Below are 22,038 nucleotides of genomic sequence, written 5' to 3'. Positions count from 1 at the left end.
ACCGGCCGACCCGCGTCGGGGTGACCCGCGAGTGCCCCGGCCCGCGTGCCCGACGGCACGACCCCGCACCCGTACCGGCCCGGCGCGAACGTCGCCGTGGCTGCGGCCCACAGCTGAGAGGATCACCATGACCGTCACCCGAGGACCGGCCGGAGCGGCCCTGGCCACCGAGATCACCGACATCCTGGTCGCGCACTGCGGGCTCGATCCCGACACCGCGTCCCGCGCCCCCGACGCCTCCCTGGCCGAACTCGGCATGGACTCCCTGGCCCTGCTGGAGTTGCAGGCCGTGGTCGCCGACCGGTACGGGGCGCGGATCCCCACCGAGACGGGCCACCTGAGCATTCCCGCCGTCGCCGACCTGGTCGCCGAGCAGGGCGACCCGCCCGACTCCCCGGAGCCGGTCGACCCGCCCGGCCACACGGAGAACAGCATCGTGATCGACGCGCCCCGGCGGCTGGTCTGGGACCTCACCAACGACGTGGCGAACTGGACCGACCTGTTCACCGAGTACGCCTCGGTGGAGGTGCTCCACCGGGACGGGAACACGGTGCGGTTCCGGCTGACCATGCATCCCGACCCGGACGGCACGGTGTGGAGCTGGGTCAGCGAACGCACCGCCGACCCGGACACCTGGCAGGTGCACGCGCGCCGGGTGGAGACCGGACCGTTCGAGTACATGCGCCTGCACTGGCGCTACGACACCACGCCGGACGGGGGCACCCGGATGACCTGGGTCCAGGACTTCCACCTGCGGCCCGACGCGCCCGTCGACGACCGTGGCATGGAGGACCGGCTCAACGCCGGCACCCGGGAGCAGATGGCGATCATCCGCGACAAGGTCGAGCTGATCGCCCGGCGTCGGGGACTGGAGGGGGACGACGATGAGTGAGACCGCCGACCGGGTCGTCGCGGCCCACGACGTTCCCGCCGACCGGCGGCGTGGCGCGGAGCTGCGGGTGCTGCTCGGACCGAAGACCGTCGGCTCCACCTCGGGGTTCATGGGGGTGGCGGCGTTGCTGCCGGGCGAGCGCATCGCCGAGCACTACCACCCCTACAGCGAGGAGTTCCTCTACGTCACCCGGGGCGCGATCACCGTCGACCTCGACGACCGGCCGGTGCCGCTCGCCGCCGGGGAGGCCCTGTTCGTGCCGGTCAACGTGCGGCACCGGTTGCGCAACACCGGCGACGAACCGGCCGAGGTGGTGTTCCACCTCGGGCCGCTGGCGCCCCGACCGGAGCTGGGGCACGTCGACACCGAGGTCGTGGAGGCGACGCCATGACCGGGCGCCGCACGGTGGTGACCGGTGTCGGGGTGGTCGCTCCGGGCGGCGCCACCCGGGACCGGTTCTGGAAGACGATCACCGAGGGGCGCACCGCCACCCGAAGGATCACCTTCTTCGACCCGTCCCCGTTCCGCTCCCGGATCGCCGCGGAGTGCGACTTCGACCCGGACGCCGCCGGGATCACGCTCGACGAACGCCGCCGCGCCGACCGGTATGTCCAGTTCGCGCTCGCCTGCTCCGCCGAGGCGCTCGCCGACAGTGGGCTGGAGCTGACCGACGCGCTCCGGGACGCCGCCGGGGTCGTGCTCGGCTCGGCGGTGGGCGGCACCACCGCCCTGGAACAGGAGTACGTTCGCATCAGCGACCACGGCGCGCACTGGCTGGTCGACCCGGGCCGGGCCGGGCCGTACCTCTACCAGGCGCTGGTGCCCAGCAGCCTGGCCGCGGACGTGGCGTGCCGGCACGGGCTGCACGGTCCGGCCCAGGTGGTCTCCACCGGCTGCACCTCCGGCATCGACGCGATCGGCTACGCCCACCAGCTCATCGTCGACGGCGAGGCCGACGTGGTGCTCGCCGGGGCCTCCGACTCGCCGATCTCCCCGGTCACCGTGGCCTCGTTCGACGCGATCCAGGCGACCAGCCCGGACAACGACGACCCGGCGCACGCCTCCCGGCCCTTCGACAACGACCGGCGCGGGTTCGTCCTCGCCGAGGGGGCGGCCGTGCTGGTGCTGGAGGAGGCCGGGCACGCCCGGCGGCGCGGCGCGCACGTCTACTGCGAGGTGGCCGGGTACGCCAGCCGCAGCAACGGCTACCACATGACCGGGCTGCGCCCGGACGGGGTGGAGATGGCGCTGGCCATCACCGACGCGTTGCGGCAGGCCCGGATCGACCCGGCCGACGTGTCGTACGTCAGCGCGCACGGCTCCGGAACCCGGCAGAACGACCGGCACGAGACCGCCGCGTTCAAGCGGGCGCTCGGTGAGGCCGCGTACCGGGTGCCGGTCAGCTCGATCAAGTCGATGGTGGGGCACTCGCTCGGCGCGATCGGCTCGATCGAGATGGCCGCGTGCGCCCTGGCCATCGAGTACGGGGTGGTGCCCCCGACGGCGAACTGGAGCACCCGGGACCCGGAGTGCGACCTGGACTACGTGCCGAACGTGGCCCGGGAACTGCCGGTCGACGTGGCGCTCTCGGTGGGCAGCGGGTTCGGTGGCTTCCAGTCCGCGTTGGTGTTCCGCCGGCTCTCCGGGTCGGTGCGGGAGTGAGCCCCCGGGCGGTGGTCACCGGTATCGGGGTGGTCGCCCCGAGCGGCATCGGCGTGGACGCGCACTGGCGCGCGGTGACCGCCGGCACCCGGGTGACCGGGCCGATCACCCTCTTCGACCCGGACGGCCGGTACCCGACCCGGATCGCCGGTGAGGTGTCCGGCTTCGACGCCGCCCGGTACGCCGACAACCGTCGGCTGGTGCAGACCGACCGTTGGACGCACCTCGGGTTCGCCGCCACGGCGCTCGCGCTCGCCGACGCCGGGTTGCCGGCGCGGGCCCCCGACCCGTACGGCTACGCGGTCACCCTGGCCAGCTCCTCCGGGGGCAACCTGTTCGGGCAGCGGGAACTGCAACGGCTCTGGGGCGGGTCGTCCCGCACGGTCGGGGCGTACCAGTCGATCGCCTGGTTCTACGCGGCCAGCGTCGGGCAGCTCTCCATCCACCACCAGTTCAAGGGACCGAGCGGGGTGCTGGTCACCGAGTCCGCCGGTGGGCTGGACAGTCTGGCGCACGCGGTGCGTACCGTGCGCCGGGGCACCCCGGTGGTGATCGCCGGGGCCACCGAGTGTCCACTGAGCCCGTACGCGTTGGCCTGTCAGCTCCGTTCCGGACTGCTCAGTCCGGTCGGTGACCCGGAGCGCGCCTACCTCCCGTTCGACGTCGACGCCAGCGGGTACGTGCCGGCCGAGGGCGGCGCGGTCTTCGTGGTCGAGGAGCACGGGCACGCCCTGGCCCGGGGCGCGCGGATCTACGGCGAGGTGAGCGGCTGGGGCGCCACCCACGACGCGGCGCACACCACGGCGGAGAGCGGCGGCGACCCGGTCCAGTACGCCCGGGCCGTCCGGCTGGCCCTCGGTCGGGCCGGCGCGCGTCCGGAAGAGGTGGACGTGGTGCTGCCGGACGCCCTCGGCACGCCGCGTCACGACCGGGCCGAGGCCGAGGCGCTGCGGGCGGTGTTCGGCACCCGGCCACCCCCGGTCAGCACGCAGAAGCCGCTCACCGGGCGGGCCCACCAGGGCGGGTCGGCGTTGGACGTGGCGACCGCGCTGCTCGCCCTGCATCATGACCAGCTGCCCGCCTCCGCCGGGCCGGCGCGCCCGGCGGACGGCTGCGAGCTGGACTTCCTGCGCCGGCCACGGCGGCCGGAGGCCGGGGTCGCGGTGGTGTGCGCCCGCGGCTTCGACGGGTTCAACAGCGCACTGGTGCTGCGCGGGGCGCAGCCATCTGGGGAAGGGAGCGGGGGACCATGATCGAACGACGGGCACGTGTGCTGTTCCTGGTGCGGGTGGCGGTGGAGCGGACCGCCGATTTCCTCCAGGCGTACGAGCTGGTGCGGCACCAGGTCAACGGGGTGCCGGGGCACCTGGTCGACCAGGTCTGCCGGTCGGCCGTCGATCCGGAGCAGTGGTTGGTGACCAGCGAGTGGGCGACCCTGGCCGATTTCGAGGCGTGGGAGCGCAGTGCCGGGCACCGTGAGTTGCTGCGGCCGATGCGGGAGTGTTTCACCGAGGCGCGGTCGTTGCGGTTCCTGGTGCACGCGCAGACCCCCGCGCCGGAGGCGGTCTGCGCGGTGCCGGCGGAGGTGGACGTCGCCCACTGGTGAGGCGGGCACCGCCGGGCCCGTCCGTGTGCCCGAACCGGTCCACCGCGCTCCGACGCGGCGTCGTCCGCCGGCATCCGTCCGGCGTCGTCCGTCGACCGGCAGGACAACGATGCATGCCGATCAGTCGTGCGATCGGTGCCGCCTGCCTGATCGGACGGTCACAAGGGACGGCCGCCCCAGGGGTGCTCAGCTGGACGATCCTGCCGTGCCGACCGGCTTCCGGCAATAGGGTCCGGCGCTCTAATTGATCTAGCCATTCGCATCTGGTCACGCCTCGGACGGCTGTCGTAGGGTTCCCGGCAACAACCAATCAGACGCACTGGATGGGCGTATACGCCCTGTTTTGTGCTGCGCGCTGGACGGCGGTGACGATGATGCGTTCGGCGGAAGATCCTGCGGCGACGGATGCGGGCTGGGTGGACGACGTCCTGCTCGCCGGCCCCGCCACGGACGTCTGTCTGCGACTGCCCGAACCGGTCGAGCGGGGCGCCCTGCGCCGGCTGGTCGCCGACGCGCAGGCCCGCCTCGCCGGGACCGGGCTGCGCCCCGGGGGCGCCGTCGCGCTGCGCCTGCCGCCGTCACTGTCCTACGTGGTCCACCTGCTGGCGGTCTGGCGCAGCGGCGGCCAGGCCGTCCTGCTCGACCACCGGCTCACCGACCACGAGGTCGACCGCGCGCTGGAACGCCTCCACCCGCAGGTGGTCGTCGCGCCGGTGCGTGTCGGTGGCGGCGCGCTGCGGGTCTTCGTCGACGTCACCGCCGGGCTGACCGCCTACTCGGACCGCCCGGCCGGCAGCGCGCACGCGGTCGTCCAGCTCAGCTCCGGCTCCACCGGACCGTCCAAGGTCATCGGACGCACCGCCGAGGACCTCGTGGCCGAGGTACGCCGCTACACCGAGATCGACGGCGTCGCCCGGCCCGGTGAGCGGATCATCCTGCTGCCGTCCATGGTGCACGTGCTCGGGCTGGTCGGCGGCCTGCTCTACGGGCTGCACGCCCGGGTCGAGCTGGTGCCGCCGGAGCGGCTCAGCGGCGACGCCGTGCTCGCCGCCATCGCCGCACAGGACTCACCGGCCACCGTCCTGGGTGTGCCGTTCCACATCGGTCTGCTCGCCTCCACCCGACCGCCGGCCCCGCTGCCGCAGTTCAGGCGGATGACCACCGGCGGCGAGCTGGTGCCGGCCGCCGTCGCGCAGGCCTTCGCCGACCGGCACGGTGTGCCGCTGGGCAACATGTACGGAATGACCGAGGTCGGCGTCATCGGCACCGACCTGTACGGCCGGCACCGCCCGTCGATCACGCCGGCCCCCGGCATCGAGGTGCGCGCGGTCGACGGTGAGCTGCTGATCAGCTGCCCGGCCTCGCCGTACGTCGGACCGTCCGACCCGACCCGGTGGGCCGACGGCTGGCTGCGCACCCGCGACGCCGGCACCGTCGACCCGGTCACCGGGCTGGTCACCGTGCGGGGACGGCTCGACTCACAGGTCAGCGTCGGTGGCCTGAAGGTCGACCTCACCGAGGTCGAGGCGACCGTCGCCGCCCTGCCGGGGGTGGCCGCCGCCGTCGTCGTGTACGACAACGGCATCACCGCCTACGTCCAACCGGACGGCCCCCTCACCGAGGACGCCCTGGACAAGCAACTCGCCGAGCGGCTCGCCGGCTACAAGCGTCCGCGCACCCTGCACCTGCTGGACCAACTGCCCCGCACCACCACCGGCAAGCTGGTCCGGGCCACCGAGGTGCTGCGGGCGGCCACCCCGTGACCGGCGGCCCCGGCGTCGACCACGACGACCTCGCGCGGTGCCCCGCCGACCGCCACGGCGAGCACCAGCTCCGGCCCGGCCGGCGGGTGACCCACCCACAGGCCACCGACGCCGGGCACCGGACGCAGCAGTGGCCCCGCCCCGTCCGGCCGGGGCACCGGGCGGGTCAGCCCGCCGTCGCGCAGGCCGACGCCGAGGGCCTTGCCCACCGCCTCCTTGGCCGTCCAGAGCAGCAGGAAACCCGCCGACCGGTCGGCGTCCGGCCGACCGCGCAGCCACGCCACGGCGGCCGGCTCGAACCACCGTCGCGCCAGCGCCACCGCCGGGACCGGCCGGCGGCGCTCCACGTCCACCCCGACCGGGGCGTCCCGGCAGGCGGCCACGGCCACCACCCCGTCGACGTTGCTCACGCTCACCGGCAGCTCCACGCCGCCGCCCCGGACCCGGGGACGACCCCGGACGTCCCGCTCCACCGAGATCTCCGCCCCGTCGCGGCCGAGCAGCGCCACCCCCGCACTCACCAGCAGCCGCCGCGTCACCTCCGGCTGACCGTCGAAGGCACGGCTGATCCACACGTACACGGCGTCCCGACCGGGCACCGGTAACTGGTTCACGGAAAAGAGGTTAACCCCATGTCCGACGAGGTCCGCACCTTCGTCATCGAGCAGTTGACGGACATGAACTACGACGTCGAGGACATCGACGACGACACCACGCTGGGCCCCGCCGGCGTCGACCTGGAGTCCCTGGCCCTGGCCGACCTGGCCGTGCGCGTCGAGGACCGGTACGGCCTGAAGTTCGCCGACGACGAGAACGAGAAACTGGCCCTGATGACGGTCGGCGAGTTCACCCGCATGGTGGCCGACCGGGTTTCCGCCAAGGCCACAACAAGCGACGTCGCCTGATGACCGCCCGCCCCGGCCCCGAACGGGCGGAACTGGTCGAGATGCTCGCCGAACTGACCAACCGGCCGGCGTCCGAGGTGCCCGAGCGGCTCGGCTCGATGGAGCTGGCCTGGCTGGTGCACCTCGTCGAGCAACGCTACGACACCCGCCTCGACCTCACCGACGACCAGCTCGCCGGGATCCGCACCGTCGACGACGCCCAGGAGGTCTTCCGCGCCTGGCTGACCGCCCCCGCAGATGGCTGACCGGCGTGCCGTCGCCCGCATCACCGGTGTCCACGCGACCAGCGCCCTCGGCCGGGGAGCCGAGGCGCAGCTCGCCGGCGTGCTCGCCGGGGAACCCGCGTTCGGGCCGGTGTCCCGTTTCGACACCACCGCCCGGCGGGTGGACCGGGCGGCGACCCGGACCGACGTCGGTCCGCTCGCCGACGAGTTGGCCGAGGCGGTCGACGCCGCCTGCGCCGACGCCGGCCTGACCGCCGCCGACCGGGCCGCCGCCGCCCTGCTGCTGGCCGTGCACGGCGGACCGGCCGCCGGCCCGCTCGCCGCCGGCCTGGCCCGGCGCACCGGGATCGGTGGAGGGCGACGGGTCTACACCACCGCCTGCGTGTCGGCCAGTACGGCGGTCGCCGACGCCGCCGCGCTGATCCGGCGGGGCGACGTCGACCGGGTCGTGGTCGCCGCCGGCTACCTGGTCGAACCGGACCAGTACGCGCTCTTCGACGCCGGCCGGGCGCTCGCCACCGACGGGACGGTCCGGCCGTTCAGCGCCGGCCGCACCGGGCTGCTGCTCGGCGACGGGGTGGCGGCGGTGGTGCTGGAGTCCGCCACCCTCGCCCGGCGACCCCTCGCCGACCTGCTCGGCTGGGGACGGGCCGGGGACGCGTTCCACGCCTGCCGGCCCGACCCGCAGGGGCGCGGCCTGGCCCGCGCGGTGGACGCGGCGCTGCGCCGCGCCGACCTGCCCGCCGAGGCGGTCGGGTACGTCAACGCCAACGCCACCGGCACCGGCTTCAGCGACGCCTCCGAGGCGAACGCGTTGCGGCTGGCGCTGGGCCCGGCGGCCGACCGGGTGCCGGTCAGCTCCACCAAGGCGCTGCACGGGCACGCCCTGGAGGCGTCCGGCCTGCTCGAACTGGTGGTCACCGTGCTCGCCGTACGGCACGGGAAGCTGCCGGTCAACGCCGGCTTCCTCGGCCCGGACGAGGCGTGCCCCCTGGACGTGGTCCTGGACGCGCCCCGCCCGGCGGCGACCCCGTACGCGCTCAGCCTGAACGCGGCCTTCGGCGGCGCGAACACCGCCCTGCTGGTCGGTGCGGCATGAGCGCGACGAGCACCGGCGCGACCGCGACGACCATTGGCACGACCGCGACGGCCGCCGGCCCGACCGCCGGGCGACCGGCCGGCGACGGGCCGGGCGGACGGCAGGCCGCGGGCGGGCCCGGCCGGCTGCGGGTGCTCGCCGAGGCCTGCTGGCCCGAGCCGGGCGACGCCACTCCACCGACCGTGCCCGGGTTCGTGCACTCCACGTTCCCGCCGCTGGTCGTCGCGGTCGCCGACCGCTGTCTGACCCGACGGCACGGCGACGCGCCGGCCCCGCCGCCGGTCGGCGCGCGGACCGCGGTGCTGCTGGTCAGCGCCAGCGGCGACCGGGCCAGCGCGGCGCACGTGCACGACACCGTGGCCGCCGGCGGCCGGCCGGGCCCGCTGTTCTTCTTCCAGTCCGTGCCGAACAGCGTCGCCGGGCACGTGGCCGCGCGCTGGGGACTCGGCGGGCCGGTGGTGTGCCTGAGCCCCACCGGCGACCCCCGCGCCGACGCGACCGCCGAGGCGGACCTGCTGCTGCACGACGGCGACGCGGACGAGGCGTTGCTGGTCCTCATCGAACAGACGGCGGACGGCGACCACGCGGTCGCGGTGCTGCTGGGGCAAGGAGAAACGGAATGCGTTCCAGGGGACTTCGCGGACGGCTCGCCGCCGACGACCTGATCGGCGCCGGCAACGTGCTGGCCCGGGTGCTGGCGCACGGCGCCGACCCGGACGGGCCGGGCCTCACCTTCGACACGCCGGTCGACGGCCACCCGGCCGAAGCACCGCTCACCCTCGGCCAGCTCGACCGGATGGTCGACGCCCGCGCGGCCTGGCTGCGCGCCCACGGCGTCGGCCCCCGCGACCCGATCGCGGTCTGGGCCGGCACCGCCGCCGACATGGTGCTCAGCTACCTCGCGCTGACCCGCGTCGGGGCGATCCCGGCGCTGATCAACGGCAAGCTGCGCCCGGAGATCGCCGCCGAGTACATCCGTCGGCTGCGGGCCGCCGGGGTGCTCGCCGACGCCGAGCACACCGCCCTGCTCGCCGGGCACGACCTGGGCGCGCCGCTGATCGGCGAGCCTGCCGAGGCCGGCGCCGGCGACCCGGACGCCGTCGGGACGCCGTACCGGCACCACCCGGACGACCCGGTCGTGATCACCCACACCTCCGGCACCACCGGCATCCCCAAGGCGGTGCTGCACTCGCACGCCAGTCTCTTCGCCGCCACCCGGCACCTGCTCACCATGCCGCAGGCGCAGGGCACCAGCCGGATCCTCAACGCGCTGCCCGCCCCGCACACCGCCACCGTGCTGATGGTCAACCAGGCCCTCGGCAACTGCGCGGAGATGTTCCTGCTCTCCGACCAGAACGGCGAACGGGTGCTCGACGCGATCCAGCGCTGGCGGCCCGACGGCGTGTTCGGCTTCTCGGTGACCTGGGCGGAGCTGGCCCGCTTCGACCTGACCGGGTACGACCTGGACTCGGTGCGGCTCTGGTTCAACACCGGCGACTGCTCCCACGAGCCGCACGTGCGCAAACTGGTCGCGGTCGGTTCCCGGGACACCGTCACCCGCGAGGGCGTGCGGCGGGTGCCCGGCTCGGTCTTCATCGACGGGCTCGGCTCCAGCGAGATGGGACACTCGATGTTCCACGTCACCCACCGCGCCGACACCGACCGGTACGGCCGCTGCGTCGGCCGCCCGTACCAGTTCACGAAGGTGGCCGTCCTCGACGCCGAGGGCAACCCGCTCCCGCCCGGCCAGGTCGGCTGGCTCGGCATCGACTCGCCGTCGCTGTTCCGGGGCTACTGGAACGACTCGGTGACCACCTACCGGTCCCGGCTGCGCGGCTGGTACCTGACCGGCGACCTGGTGTACGCCGACGACGAGGGCCGCTACTACCACCTGGACCGGGCGGTCGACTCGGTCGACGCCGGCGACGGGCGGCGGTTCTTCACCGCGCTCAGCGAGGAACGGATCCTCGCCGCCTGCCCCGACGTGGTCGACTGCACCGCGGTCATCGTCCGCGAGCCGGACGGCGTGGTCACCGACGTGCTGCTGGAACTGGCCGCCGGGGCGGACCCGACGGCCGACCGCACCGAGGCGGTGCGCGCCGCGCTCGGCCCGGACGTCGGGCCCACCCTGCGGCGGGTGGTGCCGGTCGGCGCCGAGGACATCCCGGTCACCGTCACCGGCAAGGTCCGCAAGGTGGTGCTGCGCGAGCGGTACCTGACGGAGACACCGTCATGACGGTGCTGATCACCGGGATGGGGCTGTTCACCCCCGCCGGGCGGGGCGTCGCCGAGACCTTCGACGCGTTGACCACCGGGCGCTCCGGGCTGGGCCGGCCCCCGGCGGGACACCCCGCCGAGGCGTCGGTGGAGGTCGGTGGGTTCCTGCCGGAGGTCGACCCGCGTACCGTCGCCTCCGGCCCGGAGACCCGGGTGCTGGACCGGACCGTGGTGCTGGCGCTGCTCACCGCCGCCGAGGCGCTCGCCGACGCCGGCATCGAGGTCGGACGAAACGTCGACCCGGGCCGGATCGGGGTGATCGTCGGCGGGGTCGGCGGTATGGCCACCCTGGAGACGCAGGCCGTCGCCCGTGCCGAACGGGGCCGGGCGGCGGTGAGCCCGTACCTGCTCACCGGGATCCTGCCGAACATGCCGGCGGCCCGGATCGCCATCGCCCACGGCATCCGTGGCTACGCCTCGTCGGTCGGCACCGCCTGCGCGTCCGGCGCGCAGGCCGTCGCCGACGGGGTCCGGCTGATCCGCTCCGGCGAGGCCGACGTGGTGCTCTGCGGGGCGAGCGAGGCGCCGCTCTTCCCGACCTTCGCCGACACCTTCGGCAACGCCCGTGCCCTGGCCCGGGGCTGGGCCGACCCGACCGAGGCGAGCCGTCCGTTCGACCGGCGACGCAACGGGTTCGTCCTCGCCGAGGGGGCGGCGCTGCTGGTGCTGGAACGCGCCGACCACGCCGCCGCCCGGGGGGTAACCGGCTACGCCACGCTCGCCGGGTACGGCGTCACCACCGACGCCCACCACCCGACCGCGCCCCGCCCGGACGGCGCCGGCGCGGCGGAGAGCATGCGCCGCGCCCTGGCCAGCGGCGGCGTCGACGCGACGGCCGTCGGCTACGTCAACGCGCACGGCACCGGCACGAAACTCGGCGACGTCGCCGAGACCACCGCGCTGGCTGCGGTCTTCGGTGCCGGCGCGGTGCCGGTCAGCTCCACCAAGGGGCTCACCGGGCATCTGCTCGGCGCCTCCGGGGCGCTGGAGGCGGCGGTGACCGCGCTGGCGCTCGGGCGGGGGCTGCTGCCGCCGACGTACCACCTGGACGACCCGGACCCGGACTGCCCGGCCGACCACGTCCGCGCCGAGGCCCGGGTGGCCGCGCCGGAGTACGCGCTGTCCAACTCCTTCGGCTTCGGCGGGCAGAACGTCAGCCTGCTGATCGGCCGGGCGGGGCCGGGGAGGTGATCGACGCAGCACCCGGGCGAGACGCCCGGTCCGAACCTCACGGGGGATCTGTGGAGAGGTTGAGCAATGGAGATCCGTGGAATTGACCACATCGAGATGTTCGTGGGGGATGCCCGACAGGCGGCTTTCTACTTCGGCACGGCGGTCGGCTTCCACCTTTGCGGGCAGGGCGGTCCGGAGACCGGGCTGACCGGCCAGCGGTCGCTGCTGCTGCGTCAGGCCGACGTCCGGATGGTGCTCACCTCCGGGCTGACCGCCGAGCACCCCGCCGCGACGTACGTGCAGCGGCACGGTGACGGCATCGCCGTGGTGGCCCTGGAGGTCGACGACGCCGCCGGGGCGTACGCGGAGCTGCTGGCCCGGGGCGCGACCGGGGTGAGCGCGCCGCGCGCCTTCACCGGCACGGACGCCACGGTGGTCGTCGCCGAGGTCGGCGGCTTCGGTGACGTACGGCACCGCCTGGTGCAGCGCGACGGCGACCGGAGCGAGTTCCTGCCCGGCGCGGTCGAGATGCTGCCCGTCCCGGCCGGGACGGACGGCGGGCCGCTCACCGACATCGACCACCTGGCGATCTGCGTGCCGCCCGGCCAGCTCGACGACACCATCCGGCGCTACCGGGAGGTCTTCGGCTTCGCCGAGATCTTCGAGGAGTACATCGAGGTCGCCGGCCAGGGCATGCACTCCCGCGTGGTGCAGAGCCCGTCCGGACAGGTCACCCTGGTGATCATCGAGCCGGACGTGACCCGCCGCCCGGGGCAGATCGACACCTTCCTCACCCAGCACGCCGGCGCCGGGGTGCAGCACCTCGGGCTGCGCACCGACGACATCATCGCCGCCGTCGAGGAGCTGTCCGCCCGGGGCGTCCGCTTCGCCGGCACCCCGGGCAGCTACTACGACGCCCTGGAGGAGCGGGTGGGCCGGCTCCAGGCCCCGATCGACCGGCTGCGGGACCTGGGGGTGCTGGTCGACCGGGACCACGCCGGCCAGCTGATGCAGATCTTCACCGAGTCGATGCACGTCCGCCGGACGCTCTTCCTGGAGCTGATCGAGCGCCGGGGGGCGCTCACCTTCGGCAGCGGCAACATCAAGGCGCTCTACGAGGCAAAGGAACGGGAGCTGGCCGCCACTGCGGCAGCTCCCCAGGAGGTGGGGGCATGACCACGACCACGACCGACATCACCCCGGCGTTGACCGCCGAGGAGGAGGCACTGCTCCCCTCGGACGACGACGTCGCCTTCTACGCCGAACACGGCTGGTACCTGTCGAAGAAGCTCTTCACCGACGCCGAGGTCGACGAGCTCGTCGCCGCCTCCGACCGGTACTACGCCGGCGAGCGGGACCGGCGGCTGCCGGTGCGCCCGCCGAAGCTCGCCTACTGGGAGCCGGCCAGGGGCGACGTGCAGCGGCACAACGACTACGTCCACCACGAGCACGACGCCCTCAGCCGGATCCTGCGCAAGCCGCTGCTCGGCGCGGTCGCCGCCCGGCTCGCCCGGGCCGACGAGATCCGGGTGTTCCAGTCCACGCTGATCTACAAGCCGCCGATCTCCGGCGAGCCGAGCAACATCGTGCCCTGGCACTTCGACAAGCACTACTGGGCGTCCTCGTCGTCGGAGAACATGCTCACCGCGTTCATCCCGTTCCACGACTGCGGCGAGGAGATGGGCACCATCACCATGGTCGACGGCTCGCACCGCTGGCGGGAGATCGGCGCCGACGACACCGTGGTGCGCCACTTCGCCGACCGCGACCGCAGCCAGCTCGAGGTGATGCTGGCCGAGAACGCGGCCCACAACGGCGCGGAGATCCGCAAGGTCCCCGTGGTCATCCCTAAAGGACACGTGAGCTTCCACCACTGCCGCACCTACCACGGCAGCGGTGCGAACGTCAGCGGACGCCCGCGCCGGGCGGTCTCGCTGCATCTGCAGGACGGCGACAACGGCTGGCGGGAGTACCCGCTCTCCGACGGCACGCTCGCCGCGTACAACCACGACGTGCTGGTCCGCCGCACCGCCGACGGGCGGCCGGACTACGCCGACCCCGAATTCTGCCCGGTCATCTGGCGCGCTGGCGCCCAGCAAGGAGGCTGACAATGTCACGGTACGACTGGGGTAAGACCCACCCGGGGATCGAACGGCTGGAGCAGGCGGTCACCGCGCGCCGGGACGTGGTGGTCCAGCACCCGCTCTACGCCAACCTGGACACCCACGCCGCGCTGGTCACCTTCATGGAGCACCACGTCTTCGCCGTCTGGGACTTCATGTCCCTGCTGAAGTCGCTCCAGCGGCAGCTCACCTGCGTGACGGTCCCGTGGATCCCCACCGGGCCGACCGGCAGCCGCCGCCTGATCAACGACATCGTGATGGTGGAGGAGAGCGACGAGCTCGGCGACGGCTACATCAGCCACTTCGAGCTGTACGTGCAGGGCATGCGGGAGGCCGGCGCGGACACCACCGCCGTCGACAACCTGGTCGACCTGCTGCGCGCCGGACGGGGCGTGACCGAGGCGCTGGCCGAGGCGGGCGTGCCCGCCCCGTCGGCGGCGTTCGCCGGGACCACCTGGAACATCATCGAGAACACCCCGGTGCACTGCCAGGCGGCGGCCTTCGCGTTCGGCCGGGAGGACCTCATCCCGGAGATGTTCACCCAGGTCGTCGCGGTGAACGAGCGCAGCCAGAAGCTCAACAAGTTCGTCGACTACCTGGAGCGGCACATCGAGGTCGACGGGGAGCAGCACACCCCGATGGCCATGCAGATGCTCGCCGACCTGTGCGGCGACGACGACACCAAGTGGCAGGAGTGCGCCGACACGGTCAACACCGCGCTCGCCGCCCGGGCCCGGCTCTGGGACGACATCCTCGCCGCCGTCAAGGAGGGACGGGGATAGTGGCCGAGCCCGAGGCGGTCCGGCTCTACCGGACCGTACGGCTGATCCGACGCTTCGAGGAGCGGGCGATCGACCTCGTCCGCTCCGGCGCGATCGTCGGCGGCATCCATCCGTACCTCGGGCAGGAGGGCGTCGCGGCCGGTGTCTGCGGCGCCCTCCGGGCGGACGACATCGTCGCCGGCACCCATCGCGGCCACGGACACGTGCTCGCCAAGGGCGCCGACCCGGCCCGGATGCTCGCCGAGCTGTGCGGTCGGGAGAACGGCCTCAACCGGGGCCGGGGCGGCTCGATGCACGCCGCCGACTTCGGCGTCGGCGTCTACGGCGCCAACGCCATCGTCGGCGCCTCCGGGGCGATCGTCACCGGGGCGGTCTGGGCGCTGCGCCGACGCGGCGGCGACCAGGTCGGGGTGAGCTTCTTCGGCGACGGCGCGGTCAACGAGGGCATGCTGCTGGAGGCGTTCAACCTGGCCGCCCTCTGGCGGGTGCCGGTGCTGTTCGTCTGCGAGAACAACGGCTACGCCACCACCATGCCGGTCGACGGCGCGGTGGCCGGCACCATCACCGGCCGGGCGGAGGCGTTCGGCATCCGGGCGTCCGTGGTGGACGGCCAGGACCCGGAGGCGGTCCGCGACGTCACCGCCGCCGCCGTGGCCCGGGCCCGCGCCGGCGGTGGACCGGAGCTGATCGAGGCCCGCACCTACCGGTTCGACGCCCACCACACCTTCGAACACGCGGTACGCCTCGACTACCGCGACGCGGGCGAGGTGGCCCGGGGCCGCTCCCGCGACCCGGTCACCATCCAGGGCGACCGGCTCGCCGCCGACGTGCGGGACCGGGTCGACGCCGAGGTCGAGGCGCTGCTTGCCGGGGCGGTGGAGGTCGCCCTCGCCGGCCCCGAACCGGACCCGGCCGGGGCGCTGGACCACCTGTACGCGAGCGGGCTGGTCGCCCGGGCGGGGAGCCACTGATGCCACGGCTGTCGTACCTCAAGGCGCTCAACCGGGCGCTCGGCGACGAACTGGCCCGCGACGAGGACGTGTTCCTGCTCGGCGAGGACATCCGCGTCGGCGCGTCGAACGTCACCGCCGGACTGCTCAGGCGGTTCGGCCCGGACCGGGTGCTCGACACCCCGCTCTCGGAGCAGGCGTTCACCAGCTTCGCCACCGGCGCGGCCCTGGCCGGGATGCGCCCGGTGATCGAGTTCCAGATCCCGTCCCTGCTGTTCCTGGTCTTCGAGCAGATCGTCAACCACGCGCACAAGTTCCCGCTGATGACCGGCGGGCAGTGCGCCGCACCGGTCACCTACCTGGTGCCCGGCTCCGGGTCCCGGACCGGCTGGGCGGGGCAGCACTCCGACCACCCGTACAGTCTCTTCGCGCACGTCGGGATCACCACCGTCGTCCCGGCCACCCCGGCCGACGCGTACGGGCTGCTGGTCTCGGCGATCCGGCACGACGACCCGGTGGTGGTGTTCGCCCCGGCCGGGGCGCTCGGCGTCCGCGCCGACGTGGACTTCGCCGCCCTCGCCCCGGTGCCGCTCGGCGTGGGCACGGTACGCCGTCCCGGCACCGACGTCACCGTGGTCGCCGTCGGTCACCTGGTGCACGACGCGCTCGCCGTCGCCGAGGACCTCGCCGGCCAGGTGTCGGTGGAGGTGTTCGACCCGCGCACCCTCTACCCGTTCGACTGGGACGGGCTGGCCGCGTCCGTGGCTCGGACCGGCCGGCTGGTCGTCGTCGACGACTCGAACCGCTCCTGCGGCATCGCCGGGGAGATCATCGCGACCATGGCCGAACGCGTCCCGATGGTCGCGCCCCCGGCCCGGGTCACCCGCCCGGACGGCGCGGTGCTGCCGTTCGCGCAGGTCCTGGACCGGGCCGTGCAGCCCAGCCGGGAACAGCTCACCGCCGCCATCCACCACGTCACGAAGGACGCATGATGATCGACGCGACGTACGACTGGCCCGCCGCCGGGCAGGCGTGGTTCGACCTGCCGGAGTCCGTCCGTGCCGGCATGGTGGCCGCCGGCGCCGAGAACTGGGCGGAGATCTTCCACGGCCGGGCCACGTACAACAAGCAGTGGCGGATGGCCCGGCCGCCGGTCCTGACCGCGGAGAGCTACCGGGTGATGGTCGCGGTGGTCGACCGGCTTGCCCAGTTGCTCCTGGAGGCCGCCCAGCGGCGGGCCCGCACCGCCGGTGAGCTGGCCGGGCTGCTCGGCGTCGACCCGGTCGACACCCGGATGCTGCCCACCGAGGAGCCGCTCGGCGCGCACCTGCTCGCCGCCGTCCGCCCCGACGTGCTGCTCAGCGGCGGGGTGCCCCGGGTCGTCGAGTTCAACATCGACAGCAGCATCGGCGGGGTCCTGGACGCCGACACCGTGCTCGACCGGTTCACCCGGGTCTACCGGGAGCGGGGCCTGCTCGACGCGGCCCCGATGCGGCCGGCCCCGTCCGCGATGGACACCCGGTTCGCGGCGATCCGCTCCACGCTCGGGCTGCCCGAGGGGGCGGTCGTGCCGCTGCTGCTGGACTTCGAGGCCGACTACCCGGGCCTGGACGACCCGGACCTGATGCGGCGGGTGCTCGCCCCGGTCACCGAGCGGGCCGCGCGGTTCGGCCTGGTGATGCCGATCGAGGCGGTCACCTCGGTCAGCGTCGCCGACGACGGCGGCCCGCTGGTCGCCGGCCGACCGGTCGACGGGGTCTTCCGGCTCTTCGTGCTCAACCGGGTCACCCGTGGTCCCGGCCTGGACGCGTTGGAGACCCTGGTGCTCTCCGGACGGCTGCCGGCGTTCACCTCCGGCGCGGCCTGGCTGCTCGGCAACAAGCAACTGCTCGCCTGGCTCTGGTCCGACCTGGACGGTCTGGACGCGAACGACCAGGCGATCGTCCGTCGGCACCTGCCCCGTACCGAACTGCTCACCGCCGACCGGTACGACGCGGCCGTGGCCGGCCAGCACGACCTGGTCTCCAAGCCCGCCGACGGTTCGGCCGGCGTGGACGTGGTCATCGGCCGGGAGTCCGACGCGGACACCTGGCGTGCGGCGCTGCGTCGGGGCGTCGACCGGGGCGGCTACATCCTCCAGGAGTACGCCCACGCCGACGTGGTCCCGATGGACTTCGTGCACATCGAGACCGGGGAGACGGTGACCGAGGAGGTGCCGTACAGCATCGCGCCGTACCTGTTCGGGCGGGAACTGGCGAACGCGTGTGTCCGGTCCGGCTTCCCGGGCTGCGAGGGCGTGCTGAACCTCTCCCGGGGCGTCCTGCTCTCCGGCATCCTGCTGGTCGACTGAGTACTCGTGGGGCACGCCGGTCCGCCGTCGTGCCCCACGAGCCGGCGCTACGACCGGGGGCGGCGACGGGCGGCCTCCGCCTCCAGGTCAGCGGCCGACGAGCGCCGGCCGGACCGCCACAGGTCGAGGATGGATTCGTCGGCGAACTCCGCGGCGCCGAGGAGCAGTGTCCCGTCGTGGCCGACGAACATCTGGACGCCACCCTTGCGGAGTTGCCACACGTAGACGGCCCGGTCCTGCGGATAGGGCGCCACGCCGTACCGGTCGCTCGGCTGGATCATGGCCAGCTGCTGCTTGCCCCGCTCGGCGAGTTGCTGTTCGCGTTCGGTCAGGACCGACTGGTTCATCGGGGGATCGGACAGCGGGGCCGGCTTCGGCAGGGCGTACGGCGGCCCGGCGGCCTGTACCAGGAACACGAGGTGCTCCCTGAGTTTCCGGCGGCTCACGTTGGTCGCGTCCTCGCTGCCGCCCATCGCCAGCGGGAGCGTGAACCCGAAGCACTCGTCGATGTCCGGCACACCCAGCCGGGCCACCGCGTCGGCGTAGCACAGGCGGGGAAGCGCTCTGGAGTACGGATGCTCCAGATGGTCGAAGACGAGATCCGAGACGACGTCGACGTACTCGCGGTGGAAGCCGTGCGCGTACCGTACGAGCAGGAAGCGGCCCCGGTGCTGCACGACCAGGTCGCCCCAGGCGGTGGCGAAGACCGGCAACGCGCCGGGGTGTGAGGGCAGGACCAGGTCCATCACCGGCAGCAGCAGTGCCGGGTCGATGAGCCGGACGAAGCCGTCCGCCGTCATCAGGGCGCCCTCGTCGCGCCAGGCCCGCTCCATCGCGAACGGCACGATCGTCCCGTACCGCTCGACGACGTCGGGGGAGATGCTGCCGACCACGCGGTGGCCGTTGCGGAAGTGCCCCGTCACGCGGTCCGTCCGTCCGACGCGGGGGCGTTCAGGTACGCCGCCAGACGGCGCAGGGTCTCGGCGGTGGCGATGGCGTCGCTGCGGGCGCTGCCGTGCCGGCCGTCGCTGCTGTAGATCGACGGGTCGGCGGTGAGCGGATGGTCGGTCAGCGCCACGTGCAGCGTGCCGAGCCGGTCGGCGAGCCGGGCGGTGTGCGCCGAGAGGCGGCGCATCCGCTCACCCAGTCCGGCGCGGACCTTGTCCGGCACGGCCGGGCTGTGCGACACGTCGAACATGCCGACCGTGATCACGTCCGCGCCGACCCGCTGCAACGCGGTCACCACGACGTCCAGCTCGGCGTCGACCGCCTCCGGGTCGTACGCGGGGCGGAACGCGTCGTTGCCGCCGCAGACCACCAGCGCCAGGTCCGGCCGGAAGTCCACCGCCGGACCCAGTTGCTCGGCACGCACCTCGTGGGCCCGCAGCCCGCGCCGCCCGAGGTTCAGGTAGACCAGTTCGGGGCGGACCGCCCGCAGTTCGGCGGCGATCCGGTCGGCCCACTGGAGGGTGCTGTAGCCCTCCACGGGCTCGCAGAGTCCCTCGGCCACGCTGTCGCCGAGCACCACGAAGCGTCGCCACGGGTGACCGGTGAGCAGGGCGACGCTCTCCCCGTCGCGCAGGCAGTACGGATCGGTGGACTCGGTCAGCGTCGACGGCATGCTCGGCACCGTAGTGGACCCCGGCCGTGCGGACCAGCGTCCGGACGGCCGACCTCGGTCCACTGTCGCCGCTGGCGCCGGAGACCTTCCCGGCCGCGCCGGACCGTCCACCGCTGCCCGGGAGCAGCGGTCGGTCCGGCTGCGAGCGACACGTTCCGTGACGCGAGAGCGTCGCCACCGTGGGTGACGTTCGGGGCGTCGGCTAGAGCACGCGGGTGATCTGCTCGGCGGCGATACGCTCGTCGACCCGGTCGGGGTCGAGGTCGGCGCAGACGACCACCGACGCGCCGACCGCGAGCGGGGCCAGCAGCCACGTCACCGGCTCCTCGTGCGTGGCCGCGTCGACCAGGATGCGGTCGCCCCGACGAAGGCCGCACGCCTCGGCGACGCCCCGGGCCACCTCCCCCCACTGCCGGTAGCTGGTGCCGTCGACGCTGGCCGCGTCCGACCGGCGGACCGCCGCGTACGGCGGGAGGCTGTCCGGGTACCGGCCCACCTCGGTGAGGAAGTCGCGGTAGCCGGCGGGCGGCTCGGCCGGTGGCACGCCGACCGGCCCGAGGCCGAGGACGAAACGGTGGGTGGCCTCGGGCGGGTTGTCCAACCAGTTGTCGACCCGGTGCCGGGCGACGAAGCTGGCGTCCAGCGGTTCGTCCGCGCCCGGTCCGAACCGGGGCAGTCCGGCGGTGGCCCAGCCCCGGAAGGACACCGACACCCCCGCCGCCCAGGCGCCGAGCAGCACGGCGGCGGTCTGCCAGTGCGGGGGAAGCAGGACGGCGGCCCGGCTCCCCGGGCCCAGCCCGCAGCCGTCGCGCAGCAGCCCCGTCGTGCGGGCGGCCCATCCGCCGAGCTGTGCGGCGCTCAGCGCCGTCCGCTCGCCGGTCGCGTCGTCGTAGAAGGTGAGCAGTGGAGCGTCCGCTCCGGTGACCGCCCCGGCGACCAACAGGTCGGGCAGGTCGGCGGTGGACGTGGTCATCGGACCCTCCGGAGCAGGCGGCGCGGGCCCACCACCCTACCCGTCACCGACGGTGGTCTCCGGTGCCGGACACGCCTCGACCGGCGGCGTGCCGGTCGCGCAGGGCACGCTTGTCCACCTTGTTGGACCGGTTCACCGGCAGCCGGTCGACGAACTCCACCCCCTGCGGCGCCCACAGGTCGGAGAGCTCCCGGGTGACCAGGTCGACCAGGTCGGTCCCGGTGACGGTCGCTCCCGGGGTCCGCACCACGTACGCGTGCGGGGCCTCGGCACCGTCGCCGGCCGGCACCCCGACCACCGCCGCGGCGGCGACCTGCGGATGCCCGGCGAGCACGTCCTCGATCGGGCGGCTGTAGATCGGCCAGGCCCGCCGTTGGGTGAGGATCCGGTCGGACCACCGGTCGACGAGGTAGAGGTACCCGTCGGCGTCGAGGTACCCGATGTCGCGGGTGCGTACCCAGCCGTCGACCAGCGTGTCGGCGGTCAGCTCCGGCTGGCCGAAGTACCCGACGAAGCTGAGCTTCGTGCGTACCCACACCTCGCCCCGGTCGCCGCAGGGACGCACCTGTCCGTCGCTGTCGCGGATCTCCACGGCGACGTCCCCGTACGGCCGGCCGCAGGAGCGCAGCCGGTCCGGGTGCGCCGGGTCCTCGGTCAACTGCGGCAGCGCCGTGACGATCACGGCCTCGCTGAGCCCGTACACGATGCGCATCACCGGGCCGAACCGGGCGATGGCCTGGCGCAGCCGCGCGGGGGCGGCCGGACCGCCGCCCACGTTGAACATGAACATGGCGGAGAAGTCCGCGTCCGCCAGTGCCGGGTGGTCGAGCACCTCGTAGAGCATGGGCGGGGTGAGGAAGGTCGAGTTGATCTTTTCGGCGTGCACGGTGGCGATGAACCGGGCCGGATCCCATCCCTCGGCGGGGAAGAGCACCCCGCCGGTGAAGAGGTTCACCAGCGTGGTGACCTGCCCGCTGGCGATCCACATGGGGGAGTGCGACAGGTGCCGCAGCAGCGGCGCGCCGCTGTCCCGGATCGCTCCGGCGATGGCGAGGACCTGCCGGTAGAAGCTCTCCCGGTGGTGCACCAGCTTCGGCAGGCCGGTGCTGCCGCTGGTCTGGAGGAACGACTCCGGCTCCGGCGCCGACGTGGGCAGCGCGGCGACGTCGGCCGGGTCGGCGGGCGCGGTCAGGTCGGGCCCGGCCCCGGTGCCCAGGCAGAGCACCGGTACGCCGGGCAGCACGGCGGCGACCTCCGCGGCCCGCTCCCCGTCGCGGGCGTCGTGGACGAAGACGTCCGGTCGGGAACGCCGGGCGAACTCCTCGACCTCCCGGCGGGAGGTGACCGGGGCGATCCACATCGACCGGCAGCCGAGCAGGTGCAGCGCGAGCTGGAGCAGCGGCGCCTCGGCCACGTTGCCGGCCATCACCAGCACGGCCGCGCCCGGCCGCACCCCGTGCCGGTGCAGGTTGCCGGCGAGGGAGCGGACCGCGTCGGCGACGTCCCGGTAGGAGAGCCGTCGTCCGTCGGCGACCAGCGCCTCCCGGTCGCCGAACCCGGCGAAGAGGGCCAGGGCGTCGTGTACGTAGCTCGTCCGGTGCGTGGACCCGTCGGCCATGCGGCAGCTCCCATCCGTGT

23 protein-coding genes are annotated in these 22,038 nt (G+C 74.1%); 18 read left to right on the top strand and 5 right to left on the bottom strand.

Features of this window, described 5'->3' with window-relative positions:
* The first annotated feature begins 127 nt into the window (after window positions 1–127).
* From QSK20_RS09445 to QSK20_RS09420, 6 genes are all read left to right on the top strand, one after another.
* Window positions 128–892, top strand: coding sequence for an SRPBCC family protein (locus tag QSK20_RS09445; protein ID WP_285788201.1), 765 nt, complete (start codon window positions 128–130; stop codon window positions 890–892).
* On the top strand, window positions 885–1,283 hold the full coding sequence (locus QSK20_RS09440; protein WP_285788200.1) for a cupin domain-containing protein: 399 nt from the start codon (window positions 885–887) through the stop codon (window positions 1,281–1,283). The genes QSK20_RS09445 and QSK20_RS09440 overlap by 8 nt, the downstream gene beginning before the upstream one ends.
* Complete coding sequence (locus QSK20_RS09435) at window positions 1,280–2,554, top strand: beta-ketoacyl-[acyl-carrier-protein] synthase family protein (protein WP_285788199.1); 1,275 nt, start codon at window positions 1,280–1,282, stop codon at window positions 2,552–2,554. The genes QSK20_RS09440 and QSK20_RS09435 overlap by 4 nt, the downstream gene beginning before the upstream one ends.
* Complete coding sequence (locus tag QSK20_RS09430; RefSeq protein WP_285788198.1) at window positions 2,551–3,807, top strand: beta-ketoacyl synthase N-terminal-like domain-containing protein; 1,257 nt, start codon at window positions 2,551–2,553, stop codon at window positions 3,805–3,807. The genes QSK20_RS09435 and QSK20_RS09430 overlap by 4 nt, the downstream gene beginning before the upstream one ends.
* A complete protein-coding gene (locus tag QSK20_RS09425; protein ID WP_285788197.1) occupies window positions 3,804–4,160 on the top strand; it encodes an antibiotic biosynthesis monooxygenase family protein in 357 nt (118 codons plus the stop codon). The genes QSK20_RS09430 and QSK20_RS09425 overlap by 4 nt, the downstream gene beginning before the upstream one ends.
* Window positions 4,161–4,531: 371 nt before the next feature.
* Window positions 4,532–5,923, top strand: a complete 1,392-nt coding sequence (locus tag QSK20_RS09420) for a class I adenylate-forming enzyme family protein (RefSeq protein WP_285788406.1) — start codon at window positions 4,532–4,534, stop codon at window positions 5,921–5,923.
* Here QSK20_RS09420 and QSK20_RS09415 read toward each other — a convergent pair.
* Complete coding sequence (locus QSK20_RS09415; RefSeq protein WP_285788196.1) at window positions 5,821–6,537, bottom strand: 4'-phosphopantetheinyl transferase family protein; 717 nt, start codon at window positions 6,535–6,537, stop codon at window positions 5,821–5,823. The two genes, QSK20_RS09420 and QSK20_RS09415, sit on opposite strands and share 103 nt — an antisense overlap.
* 18 nt (window positions 6,538–6,555) lie before the next feature.
* Here QSK20_RS09415 and QSK20_RS09410 point away from each other — a divergent pair, with 18 nt between their 5' ends.
* The 12 genes from QSK20_RS09410 to QSK20_RS09355 all read left to right on the top strand — a co-directional run bounded on the left by QSK20_RS09410 (window position 6,556) and on the right by QSK20_RS09355 (window position 17,806).
* Window positions 6,556–6,828, top strand: a complete 273-nt coding sequence (locus tag QSK20_RS09410) for an acyl carrier protein (protein WP_285788195.1) — start codon at window positions 6,556–6,558, stop codon at window positions 6,826–6,828.
* The gene (locus QSK20_RS09405) at window positions 6,828–7,073 is read left to right on the top strand and encodes an acyl carrier protein (protein ID WP_285788194.1); all 246 of its coding nucleotides are present in this window, start codon (window positions 6,828–6,830) and stop codon (window positions 7,071–7,073) included. Before QSK20_RS09410 ends, QSK20_RS09405 begins: the two co-directional genes overlap by 1 nt.
* Window positions 7,066–8,151, top strand: a complete 1,086-nt coding sequence (locus tag QSK20_RS09400) for a beta-ketoacyl-[acyl-carrier-protein] synthase family protein (protein WP_285788193.1) — start codon at window positions 7,066–7,068, stop codon at window positions 8,149–8,151. The genes QSK20_RS09405 and QSK20_RS09400 overlap by 8 nt, the downstream gene beginning before the upstream one ends.
* Before the next feature lie 131 nt (window positions 8,152–8,282).
* A complete protein-coding gene (locus tag QSK20_RS09395; RefSeq protein ID WP_285788405.1) occupies window positions 8,283–8,816 on the top strand; it encodes a beta-ketoacyl synthase chain length factor in 534 nt (177 codons plus the stop codon).
* Complete coding sequence (locus QSK20_RS09390) at window positions 8,771–10,387, top strand: class I adenylate-forming enzyme family protein (protein ID WP_285788192.1); 1,617 nt, start codon at window positions 8,771–8,773, stop codon at window positions 10,385–10,387. The genes QSK20_RS09395 and QSK20_RS09390 overlap by 46 nt, the downstream gene beginning before the upstream one ends.
* Window positions 10,384–11,619 carry a beta-ketoacyl-[acyl-carrier-protein] synthase family protein gene (locus QSK20_RS09385; protein WP_285788191.1) on the top strand — a complete coding sequence of 412 codons (1,236 nt, stop codon included), beginning with the start codon at window positions 10,384–10,386 and terminating at the stop codon, window positions 11,617–11,619. Before QSK20_RS09390 ends, QSK20_RS09385 begins: the two co-directional genes overlap by 4 nt.
* 66 nt (window positions 11,620–11,685) lie before the next feature.
* The gene (gene hppD, locus QSK20_RS09380; RefSeq protein ID WP_285788190.1) at window positions 11,686–12,777 is read left to right on the top strand and encodes a 4-hydroxyphenylpyruvate dioxygenase; all 1,092 of its coding nucleotides are present in this window, start codon (window positions 11,686–11,688) and stop codon (window positions 12,775–12,777) included.
* Window positions 12,774–13,709, top strand: a complete 936-nt coding sequence (locus QSK20_RS09375; RefSeq protein WP_285788189.1) for a phytanoyl-CoA dioxygenase family protein — start codon at window positions 12,774–12,776, stop codon at window positions 13,707–13,709. The genes hppD and QSK20_RS09375 overlap by 4 nt, the downstream gene beginning before the upstream one ends.
* A gap of 2 nt (window positions 13,710–13,711) precedes the next feature.
* Window positions 13,712–14,506: a DUF3050 domain-containing protein gene (locus tag QSK20_RS09370; RefSeq protein WP_285788188.1), complete on the top strand. Its 795-nt coding sequence runs from the start codon at window positions 13,712–13,714 to the stop codon at window positions 14,504–14,506.
* Window positions 14,506–15,477: a thiamine pyrophosphate-dependent dehydrogenase E1 component subunit alpha gene (locus QSK20_RS09365; protein WP_285788187.1), complete on the top strand. Its 972-nt coding sequence runs from the start codon at window positions 14,506–14,508 to the stop codon at window positions 15,475–15,477. The genes QSK20_RS09370 and QSK20_RS09365 overlap by 1 nt, the downstream gene beginning before the upstream one ends.
* Complete coding sequence (locus QSK20_RS09360; protein WP_285788186.1) at window positions 15,477–16,448, top strand: alpha-ketoacid dehydrogenase subunit beta; 972 nt, start codon at window positions 15,477–15,479, stop codon at window positions 16,446–16,448. Before QSK20_RS09365 ends, QSK20_RS09360 begins: the two co-directional genes overlap by 1 nt.
* On the top strand, window positions 16,448–17,806 hold the full coding sequence (locus QSK20_RS09355) for a hypothetical protein (RefSeq protein ID WP_285788185.1): 1,359 nt from the start codon (window positions 16,448–16,450) through the stop codon (window positions 17,804–17,806). Before QSK20_RS09360 ends, QSK20_RS09355 begins: the two co-directional genes overlap by 1 nt.
* A gap of 47 nt (window positions 17,807–17,853) precedes the next feature.
* Here the strand turns inward: QSK20_RS09355 and QSK20_RS09350 are convergent, their stop codons facing one another.
* From QSK20_RS09350 to QSK20_RS09335, 4 genes are all read right to left on the bottom strand, one after another.
* Window positions 17,854–18,729 (bottom strand): T6SS immunity protein Tdi1 domain-containing protein, encoded by an 876-nt coding sequence (locus tag QSK20_RS09350; RefSeq protein WP_285788184.1) that lies wholly within the window; start codon window positions 18,727–18,729, stop codon window positions 17,854–17,856.
* Window positions 18,726–19,427, bottom strand: coding sequence for an SGNH/GDSL hydrolase family protein (locus tag QSK20_RS09345; protein WP_285788183.1), 702 nt, complete (start codon window positions 19,425–19,427; stop codon window positions 18,726–18,728). The genes QSK20_RS09350 and QSK20_RS09345 overlap by 4 nt, the downstream gene beginning before the upstream one ends.
* A 202-nt stretch (window positions 19,428–19,629) precedes the next feature.
* Window positions 19,630–20,400: a TIGR03089 family protein gene (locus QSK20_RS09340; RefSeq protein WP_285788182.1), complete on the bottom strand. Its 771-nt coding sequence runs from the start codon at window positions 20,398–20,400 to the stop codon at window positions 19,630–19,632.
* 43 nt (window positions 20,401–20,443) lie between these two features.
* Window positions 20,444–22,018, bottom strand: a complete 1,575-nt coding sequence (locus QSK20_RS09335) for a class I adenylate-forming enzyme family protein (RefSeq protein ID WP_285788181.1) — start codon at window positions 22,016–22,018, stop codon at window positions 20,444–20,446.
* Window positions 22,019–22,038: the final 20 nt, after the last annotated feature.

The sequence above is a fragment of the Micromonospora sp. NBRC 101691 genome, from assembly GCF_030269285.1.
Classification (GTDB): domain Bacteria; phylum Actinomycetota; class Actinomycetes; order Mycobacteriales; family Micromonosporaceae; genus Micromonospora; species Micromonospora echinospora.
The sequence above is the reverse complement of the archived record's forward strand: the minus strand, read 5'-3'. Positions and strand labels throughout refer to the sequence as shown.

Coding starts and splice junctions, on each gene's coding strand:
- QSK20_RS09405 (WP_285788194.1), top strand. CDS start 6,828: ATGACCGCCCGCCCCGGCCCCGAACGGGCGGAACTGGTCGAGATGCTC.
- QSK20_RS09445 (WP_285788201.1), top strand. CDS start 128: ATGACCGTCACCCGAGGACCGGCCGGAGCGGCCCTGGCCACCGAGATC.
- QSK20_RS09400 (WP_285788193.1), top strand. CDS start 7,066: ATGGCTGACCGGCGTGCCGTCGCCCGCATCACCGGTGTCCACGCGACC.
- QSK20_RS09440 (WP_285788200.1), top strand. CDS start 885: ATGAGTGAGACCGCCGACCGGGTCGTCGCGGCCCACGACGTTCCCGCC.
- QSK20_RS09340 (WP_285788182.1), bottom strand. CDS start 20,400: ATGACCACGTCCACCGCCGACCTGCCCGACCTGTTGGTCGCCGGGGCG.
- QSK20_RS09435 (WP_285788199.1), top strand. CDS start 1,280: ATGACCGGGCGCCGCACGGTGGTGACCGGTGTCGGGGTGGTCGCTCCG.
- QSK20_RS09355 (WP_285788185.1), top strand. CDS start 16,448: ATGATCGACGCGACGTACGACTGGCCCGCCGCCGGGCAGGCGTGGTTC.
- QSK20_RS09425 (WP_285788197.1), top strand. CDS start 3,804: ATGATCGAACGACGGGCACGTGTGCTGTTCCTGGTGCGGGTGGCGGTG.
- QSK20_RS09370 (WP_285788188.1), top strand. CDS start 13,712: ATGTCACGGTACGACTGGGGTAAGACCCACCCGGGGATCGAACGGCTG.
- QSK20_RS09375 (WP_285788189.1), top strand. CDS start 12,774: ATGACCACGACCACGACCGACATCACCCCGGCGTTGACCGCCGAGGAG.
- QSK20_RS09345 (WP_285788183.1), bottom strand. CDS start 19,427: ATGCCGTCGACGCTGACCGAGTCCACCGATCCGTACTGCCTGCGCGAC.
- QSK20_RS09390 (WP_285788192.1), top strand. CDS start 8,771: ATGCGTTCCAGGGGACTTCGCGGACGGCTCGCCGCCGACGACCTGATC.
- QSK20_RS09385 (WP_285788191.1), top strand. CDS start 10,384: ATGACGGTGCTGATCACCGGGATGGGGCTGTTCACCCCCGCCGGGCGG.
- QSK20_RS09360 (WP_285788186.1), top strand. CDS start 15,477: ATGCCACGGCTGTCGTACCTCAAGGCGCTCAACCGGGCGCTCGGCGAC.
- hppD (WP_285788190.1), top strand. CDS start 11,686: ATGGAGATCCGTGGAATTGACCACATCGAGATGTTCGTGGGGGATGCC.
- QSK20_RS09335 (WP_285788181.1), bottom strand. CDS start 22,018: ATGGCCGACGGGTCCACGCACCGGACGAGCTACGTACACGACGCCCTG.
- QSK20_RS09420 (WP_285788406.1), top strand. CDS start 4,532: ATGATGCGTTCGGCGGAAGATCCTGCGGCGACGGATGCGGGCTGGGTG.
- QSK20_RS09410 (WP_285788195.1), top strand. CDS start 6,556: ATGTCCGACGAGGTCCGCACCTTCGTCATCGAGCAGTTGACGGACATG.